The organism is Rahnella aceris (assembly GCF_011684115.1).
Taxonomy (GTDB): Bacteria; Pseudomonadota; Gammaproteobacteria; order Enterobacterales; family Enterobacteriaceae; genus Rahnella; species Rahnella aceris.
The window spans coordinates 2,001,900-2,023,239 of record NZ_JAADJV010000001.1; the positions used below are offsets into that span (position 1 = coordinate 2,001,900).

The 21,340-nt window shown below is 50.7% G+C and carries 16 protein-coding genes; 9 read left to right on the forward strand and 7 right to left on the reverse strand.

The features are described 5' to 3' along the window. The first annotated feature begins 152 nt into the window (after nucleotides 1-152). From GW591_RS09070 to GW591_RS09080, 3 genes are all read left to right on the forward strand, one after another. On the forward strand, nucleotides 153-1,355 hold the full coding sequence (locus tag GW591_RS09070; RefSeq protein ID WP_013576059.1) for a CMD domain-containing protein: 1,203 nt from the start codon (nucleotides 153-155) through the stop codon (nucleotides 1,353-1,355). A gap of 582 nt (nucleotides 1,356-1,937) precedes the next feature. Continuing rightward, a complete protein-coding gene (gene dtpA, locus GW591_RS09075) occupies nucleotides 1,938-3,449 on the forward strand; it encodes a dipeptide/tripeptide permease DtpA (RefSeq protein WP_013576060.1) in 1,512 nt (503 codons plus the stop codon). A 121-nt stretch (nucleotides 3,450-3,570) separates the two neighbouring features. Continuing rightward, entirely contained in the window at nucleotides 3,571-4,575 is a 1,005-nt protein-coding gene (locus GW591_RS09080) for an IS110 family RNA-guided transposase (RefSeq protein WP_119261795.1), read from the forward strand. 319 nt (nucleotides 4,576-4,894) lie between these two features. Here the strand turns inward: GW591_RS09080 and kdgR are convergent, their stop codons facing one another. Beyond that, nucleotides 4,895-5,686: a DNA-binding transcriptional regulator KdgR gene (kdgR, locus tag GW591_RS09085; protein ID WP_013576147.1), complete on the reverse strand. Its 792-nt coding sequence runs from the start codon at nucleotides 5,684-5,686 to the stop codon at nucleotides 4,895-4,897. A 239-nt stretch (nucleotides 5,687-5,925) separates the two neighbouring features. Between kdgR and GW591_RS09090 the strand changes: the two genes are divergently transcribed. Continuing rightward, the gene (locus GW591_RS09090; protein WP_037037455.1) at nucleotides 5,926-7,323 is read left to right on the forward strand and encodes an MFS transporter; all 1,398 of its coding nucleotides are present in this window, start codon (nucleotides 5,926-5,928) and stop codon (nucleotides 7,321-7,323) included. Between the two features lie 56 nt (nucleotides 7,324-7,379). Here GW591_RS09090 and htpX read toward each other — a convergent pair whose 3' ends face one another. From htpX to GW591_RS09110, 4 genes are all read right to left on the reverse strand, one after another. Then, nucleotides 7,380-8,261 carry a protease HtpX gene (gene htpX / locus GW591_RS09095; protein ID WP_013576149.1) on the reverse strand — a complete coding sequence of 294 codons (882 nt, stop codon included), beginning with the start codon at nucleotides 8,259-8,261 and terminating at the stop codon, nucleotides 7,380-7,382. A gap of 258 nt (nucleotides 8,262-8,519) precedes the next feature. Continuing rightward, nucleotides 8,520-10,592 (reverse strand): carboxy terminal-processing peptidase, encoded by a 2,073-nt coding sequence (prc, locus tag GW591_RS09100; RefSeq protein WP_013576150.1) that lies wholly within the window; start codon nucleotides 10,590-10,592, stop codon nucleotides 8,520-8,522. 19 nt (nucleotides 10,593-10,611) lie between these two features. Further along, complete coding sequence (gene proQ / locus GW591_RS09105) at nucleotides 10,612-11,301, reverse strand: RNA chaperone ProQ (RefSeq protein WP_013576151.1); 690 nt, start codon at nucleotides 11,299-11,301, stop codon at nucleotides 10,612-10,614. Nucleotides 11,302-11,396: 95 nt separating this feature from the next. Continuing rightward, nucleotides 11,397-11,894, reverse strand: coding sequence for a GAF domain-containing protein (locus GW591_RS09110; RefSeq protein ID WP_013576152.1), 498 nt, complete (start codon nucleotides 11,892-11,894; stop codon nucleotides 11,397-11,399). A gap of 257 nt (nucleotides 11,895-12,151) precedes the next feature. On the opposite strand from GW591_RS09110, the gene yebS reads away from it, so the two are divergent. The 5 genes from yebS (at nucleotide 12,152) to GW591_RS09135 (ending at nucleotide 20,133) form a co-directional block, all read left to right on the forward strand. After that, the gene (yebS, locus tag GW591_RS09115) at nucleotides 12,152-13,399 is read left to right on the forward strand and encodes a membrane integrity lipid transport subunit YebS (protein WP_112197718.1); all 1,248 of its coding nucleotides are present in this window, start codon (nucleotides 12,152-12,154) and stop codon (nucleotides 13,397-13,399) included. Beyond that, on the forward strand, nucleotides 13,368-15,998 hold the full coding sequence (locus tag GW591_RS09120; protein WP_013576154.1) for a PqiB family protein: 2,631 nt from the start codon (nucleotides 13,368-13,370) through the stop codon (nucleotides 15,996-15,998). The genes yebS and GW591_RS09120 overlap by 32 nt, the downstream gene beginning before the upstream one ends. Before the next feature lie 84 nt (nucleotides 15,999-16,082). After that, nucleotides 16,083-17,600, forward strand: coding sequence for a 16S rRNA (cytosine(1407)-C(5))-methyltransferase RsmF (gene rsmF, locus GW591_RS09125; RefSeq protein ID WP_037037450.1), 1,518 nt, complete (start codon nucleotides 16,083-16,085; stop codon nucleotides 17,598-17,600). 371 nt (nucleotides 17,601-17,971) lie between these two features. After that, nucleotides 17,972-19,693 carry a sensor domain-containing diguanylate cyclase gene (locus GW591_RS09130; RefSeq protein ID WP_013576156.1) on the forward strand — a complete coding sequence of 574 codons (1,722 nt, stop codon included), beginning with the start codon at nucleotides 17,972-17,974 and terminating at the stop codon, nucleotides 19,691-19,693. 197 nt (nucleotides 19,694-19,890) lie between these two features. Continuing rightward, a complete protein-coding gene (locus GW591_RS09135; protein WP_013576157.1) occupies nucleotides 19,891-20,133 on the forward strand; it encodes a YebV family protein in 243 nt (80 codons plus the stop codon). A gap of 43 nt (nucleotides 20,134-20,176) precedes the next feature. Here GW591_RS09135 and GW591_RS09140 read toward each other — a convergent pair whose 3' ends face one another. Then, on the reverse strand, nucleotides 20,177-20,827 hold the full coding sequence (locus GW591_RS09140; protein WP_112152166.1) for a hypothetical protein: 651 nt from the start codon (nucleotides 20,825-20,827) through the stop codon (nucleotides 20,177-20,179). Between the two features lie 98 nt (nucleotides 20,828-20,925). Then, nucleotides 20,926-21,318, reverse strand: coding sequence for an ASCH domain-containing protein (locus GW591_RS09145; RefSeq protein WP_013576159.1), 393 nt, complete (start codon nucleotides 21,316-21,318; stop codon nucleotides 20,926-20,928). Nucleotides 21,319-21,340: the final 22 nt, after the last annotated feature.

Here is a 21,340-nt window from a genome sequence, read left to right on the forward strand (position 1 = left end):
TGATGCCGTTTTCTTTATTATGCAAATCCACCCTCTTCTATTCCTTTTCGATATGATTTATCGCTTAACATTATTTTATATCGGCAGCAGTATCGGCAACGATAGGGTCTGATAATTTGCCTGAGTAGCAGGCTTGAAGAAAGGACCCGTTCATGGAACAACAACGCAAGGCCGCGCACAGCGGCTGGTATCATGAAACACAATCCAGCCAATATGGTCATCTGCCGCTCGATCCGCACGCTGCGTTGGTACAGGATCGCTTTCTGCTGGGCCTTGATGCTCAACTTGACCCGACACTTCGCCAGTTACTTAACGACCGCCAGCGACTACTGAGGGCCTCCCGCGCCTGTTATGAGGTACTGTTTCCTGACAATCTGCAGGTTTCACGTACCGAAACATTATCCTTGTATGACCGTCTCAGTAGTGCGCTGACGGTGGCACAGGTCAGCGGCGTACAGACACTTTGTAGCCATTACGCTGCCCGTCTCGCCCCGCTTCCCAGCCCTGACGCCTCCCGCGAAAGTAACATCCGCCAGACCCACATTACCCAGTTCGCACGATTACTCGCAACCCAGCCAACACTGATTACTGCGCCGATGCTGCATCAGCTTTATGACGTGGGTTTCAGCACACGCGATATCGTGACCTTTACGCAAGTGATTGGCTTTGTCAGCTATCAGGCACGCGTACTGGCGGTTCTGAATGGTTTACGTGGTCGCGCCGCCGCCGTATTGCCAGGATTTCCTTCGCCGGAAGGTTGCGGGCAGAAAGGGTTTTCACTGGCGATGTTGCAATGGACGTCGCGTTTACCTGAAGTGGTACCGGAAAATGCCAGCCAGCATCAGCAGGATGTACTGGATTTAATCGCGCCAGATGCGCGTTCTTCCTCTTTCTATACATTGCTGGTGCATGACGCCGACGCGCTGAGCGAGTTTTCTGCGGTATTTAATAATATTATGCAGGCAGGTGCGCAGCCGGTGGCCGCGTGGCGTGAACTGGCTGCCGTAGCCACGTCGCAGCTAAACGGTTGTCTGTATTGCGCCGGGATCCACGGACGTTTGTATCTTGAAGCGGGTGGGAATGAGATGCTGATTAACGAATTATTCGCAGAAAATCATCGCGATGATGCCGTTGATACGCTGTCGAAAAATCTGCAAGACAAAAAAGAGATTGCCTTGCTGGAAACGGTGGTCGCCCTGACCCGTACCCCGGAACGTTTTGATGCACGCCAGCTGCATAGTTTGTCTGATGCAGGTTATACGGCAACACAATCTCTGGATATTCTGCTGACTGCGGCGCTGTTCAGCTGGTCAAACCGTCTGATTCAGACGCTGGGCGATACCCTGAATCAGTAGTTCTTCACCTGTTTACCTTCATTCTTTCTCCCCTCATTCCGGCAGGATATTCCCCTGCCGGTGATGCCAATTGTAAATACCTGCGCCACCTAACCGGCATAAGTCGTATTAATCTTATTTTCAATCGAAAATTTAGTGTTAAAACGAGAAACTGATCACATTACACTGTGCGCCGTTCTGGTTGCGTCTTCAGCAGCAAACAAGCCATTCATAAACCACCATATAAAGCACAACACCCCAGAGATATTCACTACATATTCACGCCAAATCAGACAAATAAACCACTTAAGTATTTCCCTGTAAAACAATGGCACTATAAGAGTAGTGATTACAATTCGTGCAACATATTCATATTGTCTATTTAGAAAACATAAACATTAATTCTGCATAACATTTCGAACATAGTTTAATCACGTCGGATAAGTTAAATGTAACAGCATATGTCAAACTCCTTGCCACATTTACGAAGATAGTGAACATTACTTGCCGTCATCCCATCTTATAACAATGCAAAGGGTGCTTATTTCGCGCCACTTATGCGTTTCCGCCACATACGGCCGGAAGGAATAAACAGAGGTACGAGTGTCAACTGCAAACAAAACACCAAACAATGAAAGCGTGAGTCTTAACGCCTTCAAACAGCCAAAAGCGTTTTACCTGATCTTCTCCATCGAATTGTGGGAACGTTTCGGTTACTACGGCCTGCAAGGGATCATGGCGGTTTACCTGGTCAAAATGCTTGGCCTGAGTGAAGCCGACTCCATCACCCTGTTCTCATCATTCAGTGCGCTGGTCTATGGCTTCGTCGCTATCGGCGGCTGGCTGGGCGATAAAGTGCTGGGTTCAAAACGCGTGATCGTGCTTGGCGCGATTGTGCTGGCGCTGGGTTATTCATTCGTTGCCTATTCCGGCCATGAAATTTTCTGGGTTTATCTGGGTATGGCGACTATCGCCGTCGGTAGCGGCTTGTTTAAAGCAAATCCATCCTCACTGCTTTCTACCTGCTACGAAAAAGATGACCCGCGTCTCGATGGCGCATTCACCATGTATTACATGTCGGTGAACATCGGTTCGTTCTTCTCCATGCTGGCAACACCATGGCTGGCCGCGAAGTACGGCTGGAGTGTCGCGTTCTCCCTGAGCGTTGTGGGTATGCTGATCACCATCGTGAACTTCCTGTTCTGCCGCAAATGGGTCAAACGTCAGGGGTCAAAACCAGACTTCGCGCCGCTGCAGTTCAAAAAACTGCTGATGGTGCTGGTCGGTGTTGTCGCGCTGGTGTTCCTGTCAAGCTGGTTACTGCATAACCAAACCATCGCACGTATGGTTCTGGGTGTGGTTTCCGTCGGTATCATTATTGTGTTTGCGAAAGAAACGTTCTCAATGAAAGGCATCGCCCGCCGGAAGATGATTGTGGCGTTCCTGCTGATGATGGAAGCGGTGGTGTTCTTCGTGCTGTACAGCCAGATGCCAACGTCGCTGAACTTCTTCGCTATCCACAACGTAGGCCACGATTTGCTGGGTATCAGCTTCCAGCCTGAGCAGTTCCAGGCGCTGAATCCATTCTGGATCATGGTTGCCAGCCCGGTTCTGGCAGCTGTCTACACCAAGGTCGGTGACCGTATGCCAATGCCGCACAAGTTTGCGATGGGTATGGTGCTGTGTTCCGGTGCGTTCCTGGTGCTGCCGTGGGGTGCGAGCCTGGCGAATGAGCAAGGCATTGTGTCAGTAAACTGGCTGGTACTGAGCTACGCGCTGCAGAGTATCGGCGAACTGATGATTTCCGGTCTGGGTCTGGCGATGGTTGCTCAACTGGTTCCGCAGCGTCTGATGGGCTTCATCATGGGTGCCTGGTTCCTGACCACCGCAGCCGCTGCAATTATCGCGGGTTACGTGGCCAATCTGACTGCCGTGCCTGCTGACATTGATGACGCGCATGCTTCACTGGCAATTTATAGCCACGTGTTCCTGCAGATTGGTATTGCAACCGCTGTGATTGCTGTGCTGATGCTGGTCACTGCATCTAAACTGCACCGCATGACGCTGGATCGTGAAACTGATGAGAAACAACCTGAACTGGCTTCTGCTCAGTAAACGCGCAAGCGTCTGATGAGGGCTGACGAACGCCTCCTCCGGGAGGCGCTTAATAAGATGGTCACCCCCACCCTGTGAGCGGTACGCTGACAGGGTGTTTTTCTTTCTGAAGGGGATCATCATGCAAAACGTTACGCTCATCGGTATTGATCTCGGCAAGCATTCGTTCCATGTCCACGCTCAGGATAAAAACGGTAATGCATTGCTACGTAAGAAGTTTTCCCGCAACCCGTTAACCGCCTTTCTCTCTACTTGTGCCGCTTCTACCGTTGTTATGGAGTCCTGTGCGGGCGCCCATTTTATGGCCCGGCACATCAGCCAGTTCGGGCATCAGGTGAAGCTCATATCTCCTCAGTTTGTCCGACCCTTCGTTAAAAGCAATAAGAACGATTTCATTGATGCCGGGGCTATCTGCGAAGCCGCATCACGACCTTCTATGCGCTTCGTGACTCCGCGAACCGAAGACCAGCAGGCTATGTCGGCGCTTCATCGCGTCCGTGACGCAATCGTCAGAGACCGCGTTAAAACCACCAACCAGATGCACGCTTTCCTGCTGGAGTTTGGCATTAGCATGCCGCGCGGCATCGCGGTTATCAGGCGTCTTGCCGCGGTGCTTGAAGAGCACGAACTGCCGCCTTATTTAGCGCGATTACTTATGCGTCTCCATCAGCATTATGCCTACCTCACTGAACAGATTGAAGAACTCGAACAAGAGTTAAAAACCCACATGGCGGATGACGATACCGCGCAGCGCTTGCTGACTATCCCCGGCGTTGGACTTATCACGGCAAGCCTTTTAGCCACGAAGCTTGGCGATGGAAAAAGTTATGCCAGCAGCAGGGACTTTGCTGCATCGACGGGGTTAGTCCCACGTCAGTACAGCACTGGCGGTAAAAGTACGCTAATGGGCATCAGTAAGCGCGGGGATAAAAATCTGCGACGTCTTCTGGTGCAATGCGCTCGCGCTTTTATGCAACGACTTGAACACAATCAGGGGCGGCTGGCTGACTGGGTGAAGGCCCAGCTCTCGCGGCATCACTCGAACGTAGTGGCCTGCGGGTTAGCCAACAAACTGGCCCGAATAGCCTGGTCGGTGACAACCCATCGTACAGCTTTTATCCAATAAAAAGAGCCAACAGGGACGAACTGTTAGCTCTTAGGCATTACGCAGTGACTTTCTGGTTTTGCGACGACCGATTATTGATGACATGAACGGCACAGCGACCTGCGGATGAACCTGACATAAAAAATGGCTCTTTGAAGCCGTCCGTTTTTTAAGGTTCTGCAGGCGCGGACTTCATCGTGGCGCAGGCAACGTAAGGTTGCCCATCAGACGCCGTATAGATTTAAGCAAGTCCATCATAAATCAAAATCAACGTTGCAAAAACGGGGGTGACCATAGATTTTTATGTCTGAAATTCCGCAATCACTCAGAACGCGATTATTCAGAACGGATAGTCGTGAAAACCGATTTGCTCTGAAATATTCCGCGCGGCAGTATGCAGCATTTCTACGTAATGACTTTTGCTTTCTTCGGAGAAACGAATCGTCGGGAAAGAAATACTCAAACCAGCAATCACCACGCCAAAGCGGTCGAATACCGGAACTGCGATACAACGAAGCCCTTGTTCCTGCTCTTCATTGTCTTCGCCGAAACCCTGCGCGCGAACCTGATCCAGCGCAGTCTGCAAATCGGCAGCATTCATGATGGTATTTTCAGTGCTGCGGGTAAATTCAATTTCCTGCAACAGCGCGCTGACTTCTGCTTTATCGCCCCATGCCAGCAGCACTTTACCGATTGCGGTGGTGTGCAGCGGATTGCGGCGACCAATACGCGAATGCATGCGCAGGTTGTACATCGAATCAATTTTATGGATGTAGACAATCCCGTCTTCATCCAGTGCACCGAGGTGGATCGTTTCGCGGGTCAGACGGGACAATTCGCGCATCTGAATATCAGCGCTGCGGATCAGATCGACGTTTTGCAACGCTTTGGCACCCAGTTCAAACAACTTGAGCGTCAGGGAATATTTCTCTGATTCTCCTTCCTGTGCGACATAACCCAGGGATTTCATGGTCTGAAGAAAACGGTAGACCGTACTTTTAGACATCATTACGCGCTGAGAAAGTTCAGTAATGCCAATCTCACGCTCTTCCCCCAACGCCTGTAAAATGCCAAAAACTTTCAGGACTGAGGAGACGGAATCGGGTTGCTTATCAAGATCTGCGATAGCCATAGGGTGTATTACCTGCTCGCGTTGAGTTTGTTTCAAAAAAAATAGAACGTGGTTTTTATTATACTGTCAAGCATCGCTGAGAAGCAATCAACCCATTGATCAAGAATGTAAGAACTGTTAAGCCAGTTTCATTCCCGACAGAGAGATAAAAAATTCATTACATCATGTGACAATTGTCACTTTACGTTAATTAGCGTAGTAATATTCCCCTCTCTGATGACTACGCACTGACAGAACTCATGACTTCTACACCTGCTGACGGATTACCCATTCCACAACGATATGGTGCCATTCTGGCCATTGCGCTGGGTATTACCGTTTCTGTACTGGATGGCGCTATCGCTAATGTCGCACTGCCCACCATCGCTAATGATTTCCATGCCAGCCCGGCAACCTCTATCTGGGTGGTTAACGCCTATCAGCTGGCGATCACGATTTCTCTGCTTTCTCTGGCTTCACTGGGCGACATATTTGGCTACCGCCGTATTTACCAGACGGGTTTGCTGGTATTTAGTATCACCTCGCTCTTTTGCGCCTTGTCGGATTCACTGATGACACTGACTGTCGCCCGTGTGTTACAAGGTTTTGGTGCGGCAGCGATCATGAGTGTAAATACCGCGCTGATACGTATTATTTATCCGCAGCGTTTCTTAGGACGTGGCGTCGGTATTAATGCACTTATCGTTGCCGTCTCGGCAGCGGCCGGACCCACCATTGCCGCTGGTATTCTGTCGGTAGCCTCCTGGCAATGGCTGTTTGCCATCAACGTTCCGATTGGTATTGTGGCTCTGATACTCGGTCTGAAGTTTTTACCGGCGAACTCGACGCGAAGTCAGGGTCAGCGTTTTGATATCATCAGCAGCGTGATGAATGCCCTGACCTTTGGCCTGCTGATCAGCGCCATCAGTGGATTTGCGCAAGGTCAGAACCCTATGTTGATCCTGAGCGAAGTCATTGCCCTCCTGATCATCGGCTGGTTCTTCGTACGCCGTCAGCTTTCCCAGCCTTTCCCGCTGCTGCCGATCGATTTATTGCGCATTCCTATTTTCAGTATGTCTCTGGGCACTTCGCTGTGTTCTTTCAGCGCCCAGATGCTGGCTTTTGTTTCACTGCCCTTCTTCCTGCAAAACACTCTCGGTCTGAATTCCGTGGAAACAGGCCTTCTGCTCACGCCGTGGCCGCTGGCGACGATGGTGATGGCGCCGATCGCCGGCCGTCTGGTTGAGCGCTTCCATCCGGGAATGCTGGGCGGGATTGGTCTGATCGTGTTCTCATTCGGGCTCTTTTCCCTGTCATTACTGCCATCAGAGCCTTCGCATCTGAACATTATCTGGCGCATGTTGCTGTGTGGTGCCGGCTTTGGGTTATTCCAGTCGCCGAATAATCACACAATCATCAGTTCAGCCCCGCGAAACCGTAGTGGCGGTGCGAGCGGACTGCTGGGCACTGCGCGTCTTTTGGGTCAGACAACCGGCGCGGCGATGGTTGCCCTGATGTTTAACCTGTTCCCGCAGCATGGCACTCACGCATCACTGATCCTTGCAGGAATGCTGGCCGGAACCGGCGCGCTGGTCAGTTTACTGAGGATGACGCAGAAAACCAGCAGCCAGAAGGAATCGGAAAACCTGAAATCCTGATATGAAAAAGCCCGGCAGAGTAGCCGGGCTTTTTGTTCAGCATTGCTGGAAACAAACTACTTGATGTATGCACCACTGCGCAGCGCTTCGATACGCTTGTCGAGTGGCGGGTGGGACATAAACAGCTCGCTGAATGACTTCGATTTACCGTTGATGCAAAACGCCATCATGCTCCCCGCTTCCTGCGGTTCGTGACTGGTTTTAAGGCGCTGCAACGCAGCAATCATTTTTTCACGGCCCACCAGTTTTGCAGAACCCGCATCCGCATGGAATTCACGGTGACGCGAGAACCACATCGTGATGATGCTGGCCAGAATACCGAAGACCAGTTCAAGCACGGTCGCCACGGCAAAATAAATCAGCGGATTGCCGTTACTGCTCTCTTCGCCATCACGGTTGCCGGAAAGGAAGCCCGAGGCCACCTGCGCAATAATACGTGAAATGAAGATCACGAAGGTATTCACGATCCCCTGAATCAGCGTCATGGTTACCATATCGCCGTTCGCAATGTGGCTGATTTCATGGGCGATAACCGCCTCGGCTTCGTCCTGACTCATGCTTTGCAGCAATCCGGTGCTCACCGCCACCAGAGAGGCATCGCGACGTGCACCCGTGGCGAAGGCGTTAATATCGGGTGCGTGATAAATCGCGACCTGTGGCATCGCAATGCCCGCCTGCTGAGACTGGCGACGCACGGTGTCCATCAACCAGCGCTCAGTTTCGTTACGCGGCTGCTCAATGACTTCCCCCCCCACTGAGCGTAACGCCATCCATTTCGACATCAGTAATGAGACAATTGCGCCACCGAAGCCAAACAGCCCGGCCATGATCATCAGCCCCGGCACGCTGCTGTGCTGAATGCCGGTCAGGCTAAGTACCAGCCCGAATACCAGCATAACGGCCAGGTTAGTCAGCAGGAACAACGCTATACGCATCATAAAATTTCACTTCCTCATTGTTACTTCATTGTTATTAGCGAGTCATACCACCGGCACATAGCATGCCGGGCTGTACTGATCCTATGGGCTTCTTATCAGGATTCAAGACTCCATGCGTTCTGAAGGCCTGAATTCACAATACTTTACATTTTGAAGCGTTTGCTTTTACAGACAGGGCTGAAATACCGATGTTATTGAGAAATACACGACATAAAAAAAGCGCACCGGAGTGCGCTTTTAGTCAGTCTGTCACAAGAATTATTTTGCCGGGGCCTGATCAACCTGAGACTTTTCCAGCTTGCCGAGATCGACAGCAATATGGTCGGCTTCATCAAGGTAAGGATCCGGAGCAACATAATCTTTCGGCAGATCGTCGAGAGATTTCAGCGGCTTCTTGCCTTCACGCTTGAAGCGTTCATTCAGGCGATTAAGACGCAGTGCATCATCCTCTTTATCTTCTTTATCACGCTGGGCGTAATTCAGAGAGGCAATGTTACGTTTGTCTTTCAGCGCCTTGTAACGCGCGATATCTTGCTGGATGTACTGGAACTCAGGATTTTGCGCAATACGGGCTTCATGCATTTTCAGCAATTCAGGCAGGAACGGTTTCATGTCGCCTAATTTGGTGTAGGTTGCCGCATTAATACTATCCCACGGAAGTGCGTTATCTTCGAACTTCTCGCCGGTTTCAATCGATTCAATACCGGTTGGCATCAGGATATCCGGGGTAACCCCTTTACGCTGAGTACTGCCGCCATTGATGCGATAGAACTTCTGGATAGTGTATTGCACAGAACCGAGCGCAGGCCATTCAGGGCGCAGCATCTGGTCGTAAATGCGGTTCAGTGAACGATACTGCTGAACCGTACCTTTACCGAAGGTCGGCTCACCGACAATCAGCGCACGGCCATAATCCTGCATAGCGGCGGCGAAGATTTCTGATGCCGAAGCACTGAAGCGGTCAACCAGAACCACCAGCGGGCCTTTGTAGTAAACGACGCCATCAGTATCACTGTCCTGACGGATGCGACCATTATTATCGCGTACCTGAACCACCGGACCACTTGGGATAAACAGACCGGACAGCGAAACAGCTTCCGTCAGCGCCCCCCCTCCGTTGGTGCGCAGATCGATAACCAGGCTGTTAACGTTCTGCTTAGCCATTTTCTGCAACTGCACTTTGACGTCATCTGTCAGGCCAACATAGAAGCCAGGAATGTCCATCACAGCGACTTTTTGAGCGCCAACATTTTTGATGGTCATTTTGACGGCGCGATCTTCGAGACGAATCTTCTCGCGGGTCAGCGTAATCACATGGTTCTTGGCATTTTTACCCGCTGGCAAGATCTGCAAACGGACTTTGCTGCCTTTTGGCCCTTTGATTAACGCAACCACATCGTCGAGACGCCATCCGATCACATCAACAATCGGAGTCTGTTTTCCTGCCTGAACCTGACCGACACCCACAATACGGTCACCCACTGCAATGGCTTTACTTTTGGCCGCCGGGCCGCCAGCAACCATCGAATTGATGACTGTATAATCGTCGTCACCTTGCAAGACCGCACCAATACCTTCCAGAGACAGGCTCATTTCAGTATTAAATTGTTCAGTGCTGCGAGGCGATAAATAGTTGGTGTGCGGATCAATTTCGTGCGCGAAGGCATTCATGACCAGTTGGAAGACATCTTCGCTGTTGCTTTGCGTCAGACGCTTCATCGCAAAATGATAACGCTTAGACAATACATCGCGAATTTCCTGATCGTTCTTGCCGGTCAGTTTGAGGTTCAGCTCGTCATATTTGACTTTCGCATCCCACAATTTGTCCAGCTCAGCGCGGTCTTTCGGCCACGGTGATTTACTGCGATCAAGTTCAATGGTGTCGTTGCCCGTAAAATCCATCGGGCGCTCAAGCACTTTTAACGCATAGTCATAACGTTCAAAGCGGCGTTTCTGAGCCAGATTGAATAAGGCATAGGGGGTAGTTAACTGACCGGATTTCAGTTCCTCACCCAAGGTGGCACGTTTATCAGTAAATTGTGCGACATCGGAAGCCATTAATACGTTATGGCCATAATCGAGCATGTTGAGGTAACGGTCGAAGATTTTCGCTGAGAAATCTGCATTAAGGTCGAACTGACGATAATGTGAACGGGTAAAACGAGCAGTCACACGCTCGCTCACCGTTGCATCCTGCGGATCCTGCGTTAAATTAGGAAGTTGAGCGAGAGTCACCGGTGTACTCTCGTTCGCAGCAAAGCTGGTGTTCACCAGCCCGGCTCCTGCCATTAACAGACCCGCAATAACGCTTAATCTGACAAATTTGTTCATGCCTGAGTTGGCCTCCGTATCAGAACTGCAAATGTTCTGCGCGTACAATCATCGCCAGACCCGAAGAGAGTTGAACGCGAACACCGTCTTTGGCAATTTCCAATACGGTTGCATCCATCGCACTCTGACCTGCTCTGACTTTGATTTCCTGGCCAATTTGCAGTTTTGAAATGTCTGTTACTGGCACATGACGCGGTTCACGTTTTTCCTCACGCGGTGGGCGAGGTGTACGTGGTTTGCGATTTTCCTGGCCAGCCACAGCTGCGGGCGCATTTTCACGACGCGGCGCAGGTTTTTTAGCGGCCGGACGTGGACGACGTGGCTCAGCGGTTTCACCGGCTTCACGACGTTTAGCCTGTTGTTCCGCACGTTGTGCCTGAACACGGGCTTTCGCTTCTTCCAACTGTTTACGGGCATGTTCTACGTGCTGTTCTTCAAGAACGCCACATGAATTACCATCAAGATCAACACGTTCTGCACCGACTTTAACGCCGTACAGATAACGCCAGCTTGAGGTATACAGGCGCAGAGCAGAGCGTAACTGAGTTTTGCTCAGATTCTCTTCACCTTGCACGCGCGCGACCAAATCCGCAAAGATACCGATCTTTAATGGGCGTGCTTCGCCTTCGGCGGTAAAACAGAGCGGGAACCGCTCAGCCAAAAAGGCGATGACTTCTTTACTACTGTTCAACTTAGGTTGATTTTCCATGAAATTTCCTGATTACAACGGGTTTGCCAACCGGCGCAGGCATGAACAGGCGTCATTATAATGACGCCATTATTAAATGCCACGTTATCCGACGATCAACTTACGATCAGATTGACATATTTTTCAGCATCGCAGCTTTCGAGATGCTGGCAAAGCCCGCTGACTAACTCTGTCAGCCCCAGTTCATCCGCTTCATCGAAGCGTTGATAAACGGTGCTATCAATGTCTAATACGCCGATCACTGTGCCATTAACGGCCACTGGCAGAACAATTTCGGCATTACTTGCTGCATCACAGGCGATATGCCCGGGGAAGGCATGAACATCGCCCACACGCTGTACAGCATTTTCCGCTACTGCGGTACCGCAGACGCCTTTTCCTACCGGAATACGCACGCAGGCAATTTTACCCTGGAATGGCCCCAGCACGAGTGTTGTGCCGTCCAGCAGATAAAAACCTACCCAGTTGACGCCATCAAGACGTTCAAAAAGTAAGGCACTTGCGTTCGACAGAGTAGCAATAAAATTGTTTTCTCCGGCGATCAACGCGTTCAAATCACGTTTTAATTCCGTGTAGAATGCTTCTTTATTCATGTAGTAACCAATAATGACCTAAGGGCACTGAGCCGTTCTGTTGTGCTTAACCCCTATAAAATAAGCATTAAATGCCCATGTGAACAAGGTTAATCCTGTGTGACATCAAAAAGACTCGCCTACAATAACTGTTTGCCGACCGCATAATACGTTATTTTGTCAAAAAAACCTGGCTGATCTTGGCCTGATGGCCTCGTCTGCCCCCCAACGGGGATGCGTAATTGTAACAACAGGTATTCTTTACTATTCCAGGTACTATGAAAATAAACACAATATCAGTCCAGTTACCGCATGTTCGCTACCAGCGGTGCCATGAATGCGATTACCTTTTCTCGCTTCCGGCGCTGAAACGGACGCAAACTGCACATTGCCCGCGCTGTAATGCCAAAGTGGAAAAAGGCAAAGTTTGCTCCCTTCCCCGGCTGATCACTATGGCCATCAGCATTTTGCTGCTGATGCCTTTCGCTTATACCGAACCACTGATCAGCATCCGTCTGCTTGGCACGCGTATTGACGCCAGCCTGCTTGAAGGCATCTGGCAGATGTCGCGTCAGGGCGATCCGGTCACGGCAAGTATGGTCGCGTTTTGCACCATCGGTGCGCCGCTGACACTCGCTGTTTCAATTCTTTATCTGCATTTTGGCAGCAAGCTGGGGATGAATCTCAAACCTGTATTGCTGATGCTTGACCGCCTGAAAGACTGGGTGATGTTGGATATTTATCTGATTGGCATGGCGGTCGCCAGCATCAAGGTCAAAGAATATGCGGATATCAATGCCGGAGTTGCACTGGCCGCGTATCTGATGATGACTGTGATGGTCACAATGACGATGATTAATCTTAATATTGAGCAGCTGTGGGAGGAGTTTTATCCGCAGCGCAGGCCAAAGGGCGTACCGTCTTCACTGCGTTTGTGCATTGCCTGTAAATTTACCGGATTACCGGATGAACACGGGCGCTGTCCACGCTGTCATGTTCCCATGCAACGACGCTACAAACACAGTCTGCAAAAAACCTGGGCGGCGTTGATTGCGGCCATGATGTTTTTAATCCCGGCCAATTTGCTGCCGATTTCCATCATTTACGCCAACGGGCAGCAACTGAAGGACACTATTTTCTCCGGTGTCGTTTCGCTTGCCACTTCAGGGAATATCCCGATTGCCGCAATTGTGTTTATTGCCAGCGTACTGGTGCCTTTTACTAAAGTGATTGTGATGCTGACACTGTTACTCAGCATCCATTTTAAAGCGATTCAGGGACTGAAAACGCGCATCCGTTTACTGCGACTGGTCACCTGGATAGGACGCTGGTCGATGCTGGATTTGTTTGTTATTTCATTAATGATGTCGCTGGTAAACCGTGACCAGCTTTTGTCTTTTACTATGGGTCCGGCCGCCTTTTACTTTGGCTCTGCCGTAATTCTGACCATTCTTGCCGTTGAATGGCTTGATAGCCGCTTGATTTGGGATGCACATGCAACAGGAAACGCCGAATACACCGACTGAAGCACGGATAAAACACAGGCGCCGGATTTCGCCTTTCTGGCTTCTGCCGTTTATTGCTTTACTGATCGCCGGATGGCTGATTTACAGCAACTATCAGGAGCGTGGAAATACTGTCACGATCGATTTCCAGTCAGCAGCGGGTATCGTTGCGGGCCGTACTCCTGTGCGTTATCAGGGGGTTGAGGTTGGGACAGTAGAGTCCATCAGTCTGACCAAAGATCTGCGTACCATTCAGGTAAAAGTCAGTATCAAAAGCGATTTGTCTGACGCCCTGCGCGAAGGCACACAGTTCTGGCTGGTGACGCCAAAAGCCTCACTGGCCGGGGTTTCCGGCCTTGATGCGCTGGTGGGCGGTAACTATATCGGTATGATGCCCGGACCCGGCAAAGAGAAAGATCATTTCGTCGCGCTCGATACCCAGCCTAAATTCCGCCTGAATACCGGTGAGCTGATGATTCACCTGCATTCAAAAGATCTGGGCTCACTGAGCACCGGCTCCCTGGTGTATTACCGCAAAATCCCTATCGGGAAAGTTTACGATTACGACATTGAAAGTGGTAATGACGGCGTCACGATTGATTTGCTGATCGACAAGCGTTTTGCCGGTCTGGTGAAAGACAACACGCGCTTCTGGAACGTATCCGGTTTTAAAGGCGACTTCAGCCTGAGTGGCGCGAAAGTGCAAATGGAAAGTCTGGCCGCGCTGGTTAACGGAGCCATTTCAATGGATTCGCCAAATGATGGTAATCCGGCCAAAGCAGACCAGTCTTACGTGCTGTATCCGGATCTGGCGCAGAGCCAGCGTGGGGTTGAAATCAATCTCGATTTGCCGAACGGCAACGGCTTGTCAGAAGGACAGACACCGCTGATGTATCAAGGGTTGCAGGTCGGTACCCTGACCAAAGTCACTTTGCAACCCGACAATAAAGTTACGGGTAAACTCACTGTCGACCCTTCGGTAATCGACATGATGCGTACCGGGACGCGTATCGAAATGAACAGCCCGAAAATTAGTTTGAACAACGCTAACATCAGTCAGTTACTGACGGGTAATACGCTGGAACTGATCCCGGGCGATGGGGAAGCGCAAAAGCATTTCGTGGTGCTTGACAGTAACCAGCGCCTGCTTCAGAACCCCGGTACCGTCAAGATTCAGCTGATTGCGCCGCAAAGCTATGGAATTGATGCGGGGCAGCCGATCAAGCTTTACGGTATCAACGTCGGCTCGGTGATTGACCGCACGCTGACTGATGAAGGCATCCTGTTTAATGCCGCGATCAAGCCGGAATATAAAAATCTGCTGCACAAAGACAGCAAGTTTGTGGTCAACAGCCGCGTGGATGTGAAGCTGGGTATTGATGGCATGGAAGTGTTGGGTGCCAGCGCACAGGAATGGGTCGATGGGGGTATCCGCCTCATTCCTGGCAGTAAAGGTGAACCCGTTCAGAAATACCCGCTTTACAGCAACGCGGAAAAAGCCGCTGAAGGTATTCAGGGAGATCAGCCAGGTGCCACACTGACATTGACGGCGAAAACCCTGCCAGATATTCAGGCAGGATCAGTGGTGCTTTACCGTAAATTCCAGGTCGGGCAGATTGTGAATGTTCGCCCGAAAGCGAACGAGTTTGAAGTGGATGTGTATATTCAGCCGCAATACCGCAATCTTCTGTCTGAGAAAAGCATTTTCTGGGCTGAAGGTGGTGCCAAAGTGCAGCTCAATGGCAGCGGTCTGACCGTTCAGGCCTCGCCGCTGGATCGTGCGCTGAAAGGCGCCATCAGCTTTGATAATCTTGAAGGTGTCTCCACCAGTAAAGGCGTGAAACGGGTTCTGTATGATTCAGAAACCGCGGCCCGCGCTGTCGGCAGCCAGATAACGCTGAACACTTATGATGCCAGTAAGCTTTCTGCTGGCATGCCAATACGCTATCTGGGCATCACAATTGGTCAGGTCGAATCACTGAAGCTCGATCCGCAGCTCAATCAGGTTTCGGCCAAAGCCGTGTTATATCCGGAATTTGTGAACGACTTCGCCCGTCGCGGTTCGCGCTTCTCGATTGTTTCTCCGGAAATTTCAGCCGGTGGTGTCAGTAATCTGGAAACCCTGCTCCAGCCTTATATCAACGTTGAAGCAGGCAAAGGCGTTCCGGCGCGTAATTTCGACCTGCAGGAATCTACCATTACCGATTCCCGCTACACCGACGGTCTTGGCATTGTTGTTGACGCAGCAGAAGTCGGTTCATTGCAAATCGGCACGCCAGTGTTGTTCCGTGGCATTGAAGTAGGTACGGTCTCGGGCTTCTACCTTGGTGCGATGGCCGACCGGGTAAACGTGACGTTGAGGATCAGTAAGAAATACCAGTATCTGGTGCGCGAAAACTCGGTGTTCTGGCTGGCATCCGGTTATGACCTTCAATTCGGTCTGACCGGCGGCGTGTTCAAAAGCGGCACATTCCAGCAGTTTATCCGTGGCGGTATCGCTTTTGCGACCCCACCGACAACGCCGCTGGCGCCGAAAGCCAGCAATGGCAACCATTTCCTGCTCAATCCGGAAGCGCCAAAAGACTGGCAGAAATGGGGAACGGCAATCCCCAAAAATTAACCAATATGATTTTCATCAAGGCCACCTTCGGGTGGCCTTTTCGTTTCCTGGTTACGACTGAAGCCCCTCCCTGCGCAGGTAAATATGCTAAACTCCGCGGCTGAAAACTTATTCAGTTCTGGAACCGCACTCTTGTCAAAGCTCACCACTGCCAGCAGTTTTGCTGATAAATTACCCGCCGCTTTTCTGGAAGCCACTCGTGCAATCATGCCTGCCAGCCTGAGCATGGAAGATTTTATCGCTGCCTGTCAGCGCCCTCTTCGCCCCAGCCTGCGGGTCAACACCCTCAAAATCAGCGTGGAAGATTTCCTTACACTGGCCGGCAGTTATCAGTGGGATTTAGAGCCTGTGCCGTGGTGCACCGAAGGTTTCTGGATCAACCGCCATGCACTGGATGAATCGCGTTTAGGCAATGCGTTGTCTCATCTTGCGGGGTTGTTTTATATTCAGGAAGCCAGCTCAATGCTGCCGGTCACTGCGTTATTTGCTGATGGCACTCAGCCGACGCTGGTGATGGATGTCGCCGCCGCACCGGGTTCAAAAACCACGCAGATTGCGGCGCTGATGGAAAATCAGGGCGGCATCGTTGCCAATGAATATTCCGCAAGCCGGGTAAAAGTTCTGCACGCCAATATCAGCCGCTGCGGTGTCAGCAATACAGCACTCACCCACTTTGACGGGCGCGTATTTGGTGCCGCATTACCGGAAACTTTCGATGCCATTCTGCTGGATGCCCCCTGCTCGGGCGAAGGCGTTATCCGTAAAGATCCTGATGCCATGAGCAACTGGTCTGAAAACAGCGTGTCGGAAATTGCTGCCACGCAGCGTGAACTGATCGACAGCGCTTTTCATGCGCTGAAACCGGGCGGTGTACTGGTTTATTCAACCTGTACCCTTAATGCGCAGGAAAACCAGCAGGTCTGCCAGTGGCTGCTCGAGACTTATGCTGATGCGGTGGAAAGTGAATCGCTGGCAGACTTATTCCCGGGTGCGAGGAAAGCGGTGACGCAGGAAGGCTATCTGCACGTATTCCCTCAGGTTTATGACAGTGAAGGTTTCTTCGTCGCGCGTTTTCGCAAAACGGACTCCGTACCGCGCTTGCCTGTTCCGGGATACAAAGTCGGTCGTTTCCCTTTCTCTCCGCTTTCCCGTCAGGACAGCGCAGAAATTATCAAAGCTGCCGGTCAGTCCGGACTGTTATGGCAGGAAAAACAATATACGTTGTGGCAACGCGACAAAGAGATCTGGATATTCCCGGCAGTTCTGGAACCGCTGTTTGGGAAAGTACGCTTTTCGCGTATTGGTATCAGGCTGGCTGAACGCTTTCCGAAAGGCTTCCGCTGGCAACACGAAGCCGTGGTGGCATTCAGCGATACTGAAACTAAAAACCGTTTTGAAATTGACGACGAACTGGCGCAAAGCTGGTTCCGGGGCGTCGATATTTATCCGCAAACTGCCCCACCGGCAGATGAATGTCTGGTGACATGGCTCGGCCAGCCGTTGGGATTAGCGAAACGAATCGGAAGCCGGATTAAAAATAGTTTGCCGCGTGAGCTGGTCAGGGATGGCGCGGTTCGTCCGCAGACCTTATCGAACGATTAATTAATTTAAACTTTTTGCAAACTTCTGTGCCATAAGATCATCGTGATGGCGCAGAATATTCTACCTAATCATTATCTTTAACGATTAAAAACTCATCCTGACAAGCATTTTGGCGAATTCTGTACAACGTCGTGTTTAGGTGAAATAGGGGTGACAAAGTGTATGGAACCCTTACTTAGGCAACATTTTATGCCGAATATAGTAGATAATTATTTATATTATCAAGAAAGATTTATTGAATTATAAGTAGGAATAATCCTACCGTGACATGTATTATTGCCATCAAGATAACATTGCTAGTGATATATCATTTTCAGATATAAATCTTAATGCCTGATGTTGAGTAAAGACCTGCCAGTCGGAGAAGTGTCATGTCGGATGAAATGAAACTCGAATCAGCAGATGGGCTGCTATTACAGCAAATGGCCAGCCTGCGGGATATCATCGATAACAATTCTGACTGGATCTGGGAAGTCGATACGCAGGGGCGTTATGTTTTCTCTTCCAATAAATGCATCGAGTTTCTCGGTGTTCCACCTGAAAAAGTATTAGGCAAAACGCCTTTTGACTTCATGCCACCTGATGAAGCCAAACGGGTTGGCGAGCAGTTTGCTGCTATCGTCGAACGACGCGCGCCATTCGGCGGTTTGCTGAACCGTAATATTCGCCCTGACGGGACGGAAGTCATTCTTGAAACCAGCGGTGTTCCGCTGTTTGACAACGAAGGTAATTTCCGGGGTTATCGGGGGATCGATCGTAACCTGACCAGCCTTGATCAGGCTCCGGGTCAGCGCCTCTTCCAGCTTGAAACCATTTATTCCAATGCGCCGGTCGGCCTGTGTTTTATCGACCTGCAAATGCGCTACGTCACCGTAAACGATGCCATGGCGAATATTATCGGTTTACAACCTTACGAAGCGATTGGTCGTAAAGTCGGCGTGTTTCTGCCCGGTCTTTCTCCGTTGCTCAATAATGCACTTGAACTTGCGAAGCGGAATGAAACCACGCCGGACCGCGAATTTTCCGTTCCCGGTAAGAATCAGGTTTTCTTTGTACGTATCAAAGCCGCCTGTGATACGCAGAATCAGCTTAATGGCCTTTCCGTCGCGATGACCGACATTACCAGCCTCAAACGTATGGAAAGAGCACTGCGTGAAAGCCAGGAGCATTACCGCAATATGGTTGAGCTGAACCCGCAAATCCCGTGGACAGCCGATCCGCGCGGTCTGCTCAACGACGTCAGCTCGCGCTTCCAGCGGATTACCGGCATGACGCGACAGGATATTCTGGCAGATAAGTGGATCCAGAGTATGCATGTGGAAGACCGCCGTGCTGCCGTACAAACCTGGGAACATTGCCTGAAGACCGGCGCCCCCCTGGATATTGAAGTTCGTTTCTGCCACGTAGACCGCGGCTGGAACTGGATGCGCATTCGTGCCGCAGCGAGCTATGCCGCTGACGGCTCCATTCAGCGCTGGTATGGCACCGCCGAAGATGTGCATGAACGTAAGTTGCTGGAACTGAAACTGGTCAAAGCTAACCGCCGTCTGGAAATTCAGGCGCGCACGGACTCGCTGACCAAATTGCCGAACCGCCGTGAATTTAAAAAAGTGCTCAGCCATGAATACATGCGTGCCAAGCGTAACCGCACGCCGCTGACCGTGGTGATGATCGACATCGATTACTTCAAACATTTTAACGATCACTACGGCCATCTTTCCGGTGACGCCTGTCTGCGTCTGGTCGCCCGTACATTACGAAAATCACTCAAACGCAGCACCGATGTCGTGACACGTTTTGGCGGCGAAGAATTTGCCGCGATTCTGCCGGATACGGATTTGAAAGGGGCGTGGATTGTGGCGCAGCATATTATGGAATCCATTGAAGTGCTGGGCATCAAACACAGCTTCAGTGAATTTAATCGCGTCACCATCAGCCAGGGGATTGCGACCTATATGCCAGATCAGGATCCGGACATTGAGGATCAGTCGGATATTGTGAGTGCCGCTGATGAAGCGCTGTACCTCTCAAAAAACAACGGTCGCAATCAGATTAATGCCATGCCCGTCTCGGTAAGATTCAATAAACTTTAATCCTCTGTACAGTCAGTCGTGCGCTATCTGCCGCGCGGCTGGTTCACCTTCCCCTCCTCTTTTTTTTGCCTGTTTTATGCAGCAGTAAAATTCAGGTGGCACTTTTTGTGCTGTCGTCTATCCTCATATAAGGGCGACCAACTGGTCATACCTGATGTTGTTGAAATTACTCGCGTCACTCTGGCAAGGGGTACCTGATGGGAAAATCGAGCATAAGAATTGGTAGCTACGAAATTGACGATGCGCATCTCTCAACGCCTGAAGCAAAAGGCGGCGATAAAGTGCACATCCCGTGCAAATCAGATCCTGATTTGTGTATGCAACTTGATGCCTGGGATGATCACACCAGTGTCCCGGCAGTGGTCGATGGTCGTCACTCTGTGTTGTACAAGGAGAAGTATGACGAACAGAAAGATGAGTGGATAATGCGACTGGAGTGATACAGCATGGCGAACGGGATGATGTTCGCCATGCCGCTTGCGTTCACTCAGCGTTTTCAACCAACGAAATACCCCGTCCGGCAAAAAAGCGGGCGAAGACTTTCACCGGTAACGTGACATCCTGTTGTGTGGAAATATCATGACCGGAAGGATTATGAAAGGTCACAAACTCCCTGTCGGCACGCGTCACCAGCACCAGATGCCCGCCTTTACGCGGCGGAACAGTCTCCGGAATACGAACCGACGGATGCACCGAGGCAATGAAGAACCGGTGATCTACCATTTGTGCAGCAATATCCTCTGCAGCAATTCCCACTTTAACTACTGCGGTCATCCCCAACTCCTGGCGAACATACTCAACAAAAGGTGCATAAATCAACCCCTTAATGTTGTCGCCATCACGAACATACGCGCCATATGGCAGACTGCGCTGAGTCAGATTAAGAACAGGCACCACTTTTCCGGAAACCGCCGCCAGCACCATTTTCAGGCAACACATCCCACAAACATGGTTTGCCCACTCAATAAATTCCTGCTGGGTTGATGCGCCAGACTGGGCCCATAGTTTGATATCACTCAGTTCGAGTTCACCGGCAATAATTCCGGCAGCACAGTCAGGGTCTTCCCACTGGCTGAAATAAGGTATTCCTGAAAGGGTTGCAAAAGCGCGTTGATTTACTGAATTCACTGACATGACATATTCCTGAACGGCAGATCGACAACATCAGGTTGATCATATCGCTGGCTGGCGAGATTTAAGGCCTGATTTTCCTTATCAGGCCCCTCAGATATTTAGAACTTTTCTATCATCCGGAACTTCATCAGTAACAATGGCATAGTGGGTTCAAACATCTCGTACTCTTCGAAGAAACGCTGATGCTCAGCGCGCCAGTAAGCCAGCGTGCGGTCACCTTCACCTTCTTCCCAGGCATGTTGCTCTGTCACCTGATCAAAAGGAACTTGTTTCACTTCGGTCAGTTGTACGGCACACACCGGATTATTGCGACCATCGACCACCACAAAGATTTCGCCAGGTTCTGGTTCCGGGTCATCATCCAGGTTTGAACAGGTGGCGGTTTTTGTGCCTGCAATAACACGTTTAGCCAGTTCGTCTGCTGACGACTCGGTATCACCAAACGACCAGCGCTCTGCATCCCTGTATTTAAGTGGGATCTGCGGAATCATAATTTATCCTTTCAATTGAGAT

What these genes read in the sequence shown, in the direction of transcription:
- GW591_RS09070 (WP_013576059.1), top strand. Translation starts at nt 153, where the DNA reads ATGGAACAACAACGCAAGGCCGCGCACAGCGGCTGGTATCATGAAACA.
- GW591_RS09080 (WP_119261795.1), top strand. Translation starts at nt 3,571, where the DNA reads ATGCAAAACGTTACGCTCATCGGTATTGATCTCGGCAAGCATTCGTTC.
- kdgR (WP_013576147.1), bottom strand. Translation starts at nt 5,686, where the DNA reads ATGGCTATCGCAGATCTTGATAAGCAACCCGATTCCGTCTCCTCAGTC.
- GW591_RS09090 (WP_037037455.1), top strand. Translation starts at nt 5,926, where the DNA reads ATGACTTCTACACCTGCTGACGGATTACCCATTCCACAACGATATGGT.
- htpX (WP_013576149.1), bottom strand. Translation starts at nt 8,261, where the DNA reads ATGATGCGTATAGCGTTGTTCCTGCTGACTAACCTGGCCGTTATGCTG.
- prc (WP_013576150.1), bottom strand. Translation starts at nt 10,592, where the DNA reads ATGAACAAATTTGTCAGATTAAGCGTTATTGCGGGTCTGTTAATGGCA.
- proQ (WP_013576151.1), bottom strand. Translation starts at nt 11,301, where the DNA reads ATGGAAAATCAACCTAAGTTGAACAGTAGTAAAGAAGTCATCGCCTTT.
- GW591_RS09110 (WP_013576152.1), bottom strand. Translation starts at nt 11,894, where the DNA reads ATGAATAAAGAAGCATTCTACACGGAATTAAAACGTGATTTGAACGCG.
- yebS (WP_112197718.1), top strand. Translation starts at nt 12,152, where the DNA reads ATGAAAATAAACACAATATCAGTCCAGTTACCGCATGTTCGCTACCAG.
- GW591_RS09120 (WP_013576154.1), top strand. Translation starts at nt 13,368, where the DNA reads ATGCAACAGGAAACGCCGAATACACCGACTGAAGCACGGATAAAACAC.
- rsmF (WP_037037450.1), top strand. Translation starts at nt 16,083, where the DNA reads ATGCTAAACTCCGCGGCTGAAAACTTATTCAGTTCTGGAACCGCACTC.
- GW591_RS09130 (WP_013576156.1), top strand. Translation starts at nt 17,972, where the DNA reads ATGTCGGATGAAATGAAACTCGAATCAGCAGATGGGCTGCTATTACAG.
- GW591_RS09135 (WP_013576157.1), top strand. Translation starts at nt 19,891, where the DNA reads ATGGGAAAATCGAGCATAAGAATTGGTAGCTACGAAATTGACGATGCG.
- GW591_RS09140 (WP_112152166.1), bottom strand. Translation starts at nt 20,827, where the DNA reads ATGTCAGTGAATTCAGTAAATCAACGCGCTTTTGCAACCCTTTCAGGA.
- GW591_RS09145 (WP_013576159.1), bottom strand. Translation starts at nt 21,318, where the DNA reads ATGATTCCGCAGATCCCACTTAAATACAGGGATGCAGAGCGCTGGTCG.